The organism is Coleofasciculus sp. FACHB-712 (assembly GCF_014695635.1).
Taxonomy (GTDB): domain Bacteria; phylum Cyanobacteriota; class Cyanobacteriia; order Cyanobacteriales; family FACHB-T130; genus FACHB-T130.
This window is the reverse complement of the sequence record NZ_JACJOQ010000239.1, coordinates 1-4,089: the sequence shown is the minus strand read 5'-3', so window position 1 is coordinate 4,089 and position 4,089 is coordinate 1. Positions and strand designations below refer to the sequence as shown.

Genomic DNA, 4,089 nt, shown 5'->3' with positions numbered 1-4,089 from the left:
TGTCTTGCCGTACTCATTGCCGAGTGACCGCGCATCAACGGGTAAAGCATTCCCACTTGCATCCACCGGGCAAATAATTCCGCCGTGGCATTGCCAGCAAAACCGCCAATATCCGAACCGACAAACGCCACACCCGACAGTCCCATATTGCAGAGCATCGGCAGGGACATCTCCAGATACTCCCACAGCGATTGATTATCGCCCATCCATACCGACGACCAGCGTTGAATTCCGGCAAAACCGGAGCGTGTCAGCACAAACGAGCGCTCTGTAGAACGCAGCCGCTTCAACCCTTCGCAAGCTGATTGAGCCATTGATTGCCCATACAGGTTGTGCGTTTCGGCATGGGTGGTGCGTTCTTCTGGCGAACCTTGGGGGGCATCTAAGGGAAAGGATATTTTATTCCCCGGATCTCCAAACGGGCGATCGTCTATCGCCGGTTCGTTCATATCGTTCCAGATACCCGCAACGCCGACTTCTGTCAGGCTTTTGTGCAAGTCGCCCCACCACTGGCGCACTTCCGGACGCAGGAAATCAGGAAATACCGCTTTGTCGGGCCAAACGTAGCCGTGGAATAGCTCACCCTCTGCCTTCCGGATAAAATAGTCATTTTCTATCCCTTGGTCGAAGACGTGGTAATCGGCTTCCGGCTCGTACTTAACGCCCGGATCGATAATTGTCACCGTCTTGAAGCCATCCTGCCCCAAGTCATTGACCAATTGGGCAGGATCGGGGAAACGCTTGGGACTCCAGGTAAACACCCGGTAGCCCTTCATGTAGTCGATATCGAGATGAATCACATCGCAAGGGATGCGACGGTTGCGGAATTCCTGGGCAAGTTCTCGCACCACGTCCTCAGATTCGTAACTCCAACGGCATTGGTGATAACCAAGCGACCATTTCGGCGGAAGTTGCATCCGACCTGTTAGCTGGGTGTAGGTGCTAAGAATTTGCGCCGGTTCGGGACCGTAAATGATGTAATAATCCAGTTCATCGCCCCGCGTTTCCATCCGATAGACGCCCGGTTGTTCCGCACCAATGTCGAACTGGCTCCAAAAAGTAGTGTTAAAGAAGATACCGTAGGCGAGTTCTGGACGCAGCGCTATAAAAAATGGAATCGCCTGGTACATTTCATCGGTAAATGAACTGTAATCGAGGGCGTCAACTGTCCAGTTTGTTTGGACTTCGCTGAGTTTGTCGAGTAGCTTGGTGCGTTCGCCAAAACCGTAGAAATGTTCATCAGCTTCGATGCGTTTCCAGGCAGCGATCGCGCCCATGCGTGCAGCCATTCCCATTCCGGTGTCTTGCGCGAAAGGTCGCCCAGTTTTATCAAAACACTCGATCCGACACCCTTGGCGGTGGATGTACACCCGCATCTGCTCGGTTTCGATTTCTACTGCTGCGTCAGTTTCCCGAAGTTGGAAGGGGACGATTGCCCATTCTGGATCGTCTAAGGTAACTGCCCACGAACGACGCGACATCAATTCGCCACTGGGTGCCCACCGTACTCGGACTAAGTTCGGTGCCAGAATGCTAATGGCAAGGCGCGAATTCTCACAATCACCGTAGATTCCTCGATCGTGGCGTTCTATGGTTTTTAGTGTTCCAATTGTTGACCAAGATGTCCCTGTCGTGGGCAGTTTTCCAAAATATTGCGGCATTACGTTTTATGAAGTTCCTGATGAGAGATTCAAATCTTGAATAGAGTAGTAATGCAATTTTACTTTGAAGCAAACAATAAAATTACATCTAGAAAAGCACTAAATATGAAAAATTCAAAACAGGGTCATTTTTTTGCTTACTTTCTACTAGGTATAATTGTTTTTTCCTTTGTTGGTTACATCATAGTAGACGCATTCAAATCTTCTTCTCACTTTTTATTGCTTCTAACTTTAGCTGGAGCATTTGGTGGTTTATCGTCTTCCATGCGAAATCAAAAATTGATGCTCCCATATAGGGAAAGCGAACACATTATCAATCTAGGCTTAATAGCAGATTGCATTGCTGGTATTGCTGGCGCTTTTGTAATCTTTATGCTTTTGCCTGGAAACATACAAAACCTCCAAAGCCTCACGTCTGATCAGGTGTTAGCTATAGGAATTATTGGTGGCTATGGTGGAGGAGCCTTAATTAATAGGGTTGTAGACAAATATCTCAGAGATGACGTTGAAAACCTTAAAGCTCAGGTAAATGAAACCAAAAGCGAAATTCAGGAAGTTAAAAGTCAAACGGAACGAGATAATGAAGCATCAGCCTTGCTGGAACGCTTTTTTGACGATTCAATTCCTGAGAATCCAGAAGAAATTGAACAACTTAAAAAAGCGATTAAAGAGGCTTCTCCTGCTATGAGAGTTGAAGCTTTTTATAAAGCTAAAAAATTGCGCCAAGCCACTTGGAAAAGTAACAAACAATTGATGGCAAGGACTATCCCGGTATTTGAAGCTTTGATAGAAAGCGACCCCAAAGAGGAGTTTCATCGCCATCACGGTCATCTTGGCTATGCACTTAAAGATAAGACTCCGCCGGAATGGGAACGAGCGGGAAAGGCATTGAGTAAAGCAATTGAAATTCGAGATAGGTTAAATAAGAAGGGATTTGGATTTTATGAGTTTAATCGAGCAATTTGTAAGATTGAAACAGAGCCAAATTTTGTTGATAACCGTAAACTGTCGCCGACTGAGGTTCGGGAGGAGATTATGCGCGACCTAGAAAAAGCGATTGAAGACCCTAATGTAACAACACTTATACAAGTTAGTTCGGAACCACCAATTAGGGAATGGCTAAAGGTGAATAATCTTTCCCTGCCCCCGAACAGTTAATAACTTGGTTCGCGATCGTTAAGCTTAAATAATTAGAGCTATTTTACCGACCATCGATCCAGTTTCTAACAGTTACAGGACTTCCGCAAAGTTATGGAAAGCGAACCGCGAAGGACGCAAAGGACACGAAGGCATAAAAGTTCCAGAGAGTTCTTGCGTAAGTCCTAAGTTGGTTGGCTGCATCGCATAGCTGGTCACTGGGGCGATCGCGCTGAAGGCTTCTGCCGAGAACATCGGCGGTTATCCCCGCCCAACTGATGCACAATCTAGACTTGAAGAAGTTTCTTGGAGAAAACTGCTGATGAAATTCACGCGCCGCGAATTTATCATGGCCTCTACGCTGGCGGCAGGGTTTGCCCTAGCAGTTCGCCCTATTTCTGCCCAAGTCATCACTACCGATAAGAAAGGCTTAGTGGCGGGTGAAGTGAAGATTCCCGTAGAAGATGGAGCCATCCCCGCTTATCGGGCAATGCCTGCAAGAGGTAAGAATTTCCCCGTCGTGCTAGTGGTGCAGGAAATCTTCGGCGTCCACGAACATTTGCAAGATATCTGTCGCCGCTTTGCAAAACTAGGTTATTTAGCGATCGCGCCGGAACTCTATGCGCGTCAAGGCGATGTTTCCCGGATGAGCGATATTCAAGAAATTATCACCAAAGTTGTCTCTAAAGTCCCCGATGCCCAAGTCATGTCAGATTTGGATGCAACGGTTGCTTGGGCAGCCAAGTCTAGTAAGGGAAACACCGATAAACTGGGAATTACAGGCTTTTGCTGGGGTGGGCGAATCGTTTGGCTGTATGCGGCACATAATCCCGCGCTGAATGCTGGCGTTGCCTGGTACGGACGCCTAGTAGGCGAGTCTTTGCCCCTCATTCCCAAATATCCTCTCGACCTAGTTGATCAGCTGAAAGCGCCCGTGCTGGGACTCTATGGCGGCAGCGATACCGGCATTCCGAACGAAACTGTCGAGAAGATGCAGGAGGCACTAAAAGCAGCAGACAATGCTTCGGAAATTATCCTTTATCCGGACACGCCCCACGGTTTTTTTGCCGACTACCGCCCCAGCTACCGAAAAGAGGAAGCAGAAGACGGCTGGAAACGCTTACAAGCTTGGTTTAAGAAGTACGGGGTTGCTTAAGAAGCGATCGCTCATTCTGCGATTCGGTTGCTTTTAAGTCTACTTAAGCCCTGGCGATTGGAAATCGCGGCTATACAAACGAAGTCCGCCTTCGCGGACTAAGGAAAAATCATTCTTGAACCTGTGTTAGCGAAG

4 protein-coding genes are annotated in these 4,089 nt (G+C 47.8%); 2 read left to right on the top strand and 2 right to left on the bottom strand.

Going from position 1 to position 4,089, the window contains the following annotated elements; genetic code table 11:
* A partial coding sequence (locus H6F50_RS06940; protein ID WP_190427861.1) for a TIM-barrel domain-containing protein occupies positions 1-1,661 on the bottom strand: 1,661 nt, incomplete at its 3' end.
* Positions 1,662-1,697: 36 nt separating this feature from the next.
* Between H6F50_RS06940 and H6F50_RS06935 the strand changes: the two genes are divergently transcribed.
* Complete coding sequence (locus H6F50_RS06935) at positions 1,698-2,819, top strand: hypothetical protein (protein ID WP_190427860.1); 1,122 nt, start codon at positions 1,698-1,700, stop codon at positions 2,817-2,819.
* 72 nt (positions 2,820-2,891) lie between these two features.
* On the opposite strand, the gene H6F50_RS06930 is transcribed toward H6F50_RS06935, so the two are convergent.
* On the bottom strand, positions 2,892-3,053 hold the full coding sequence (locus H6F50_RS06930; protein WP_190427859.1) for a hypothetical protein: 162 nt from the start codon (positions 3,051-3,053) through the stop codon (positions 2,892-2,894).
* Between the two features lie 64 nt (positions 3,054-3,117).
* Between H6F50_RS06930 and H6F50_RS06925 the strand changes: the two genes are divergently transcribed.
* Positions 3,118-3,954, top strand: coding sequence for a dienelactone hydrolase family protein (locus H6F50_RS06925; protein ID WP_190427862.1), 837 nt, complete (start codon positions 3,118-3,120; stop codon positions 3,952-3,954).
* The last annotated feature ends 135 nt before the right edge of the window (positions 3,955-4,089 follow it).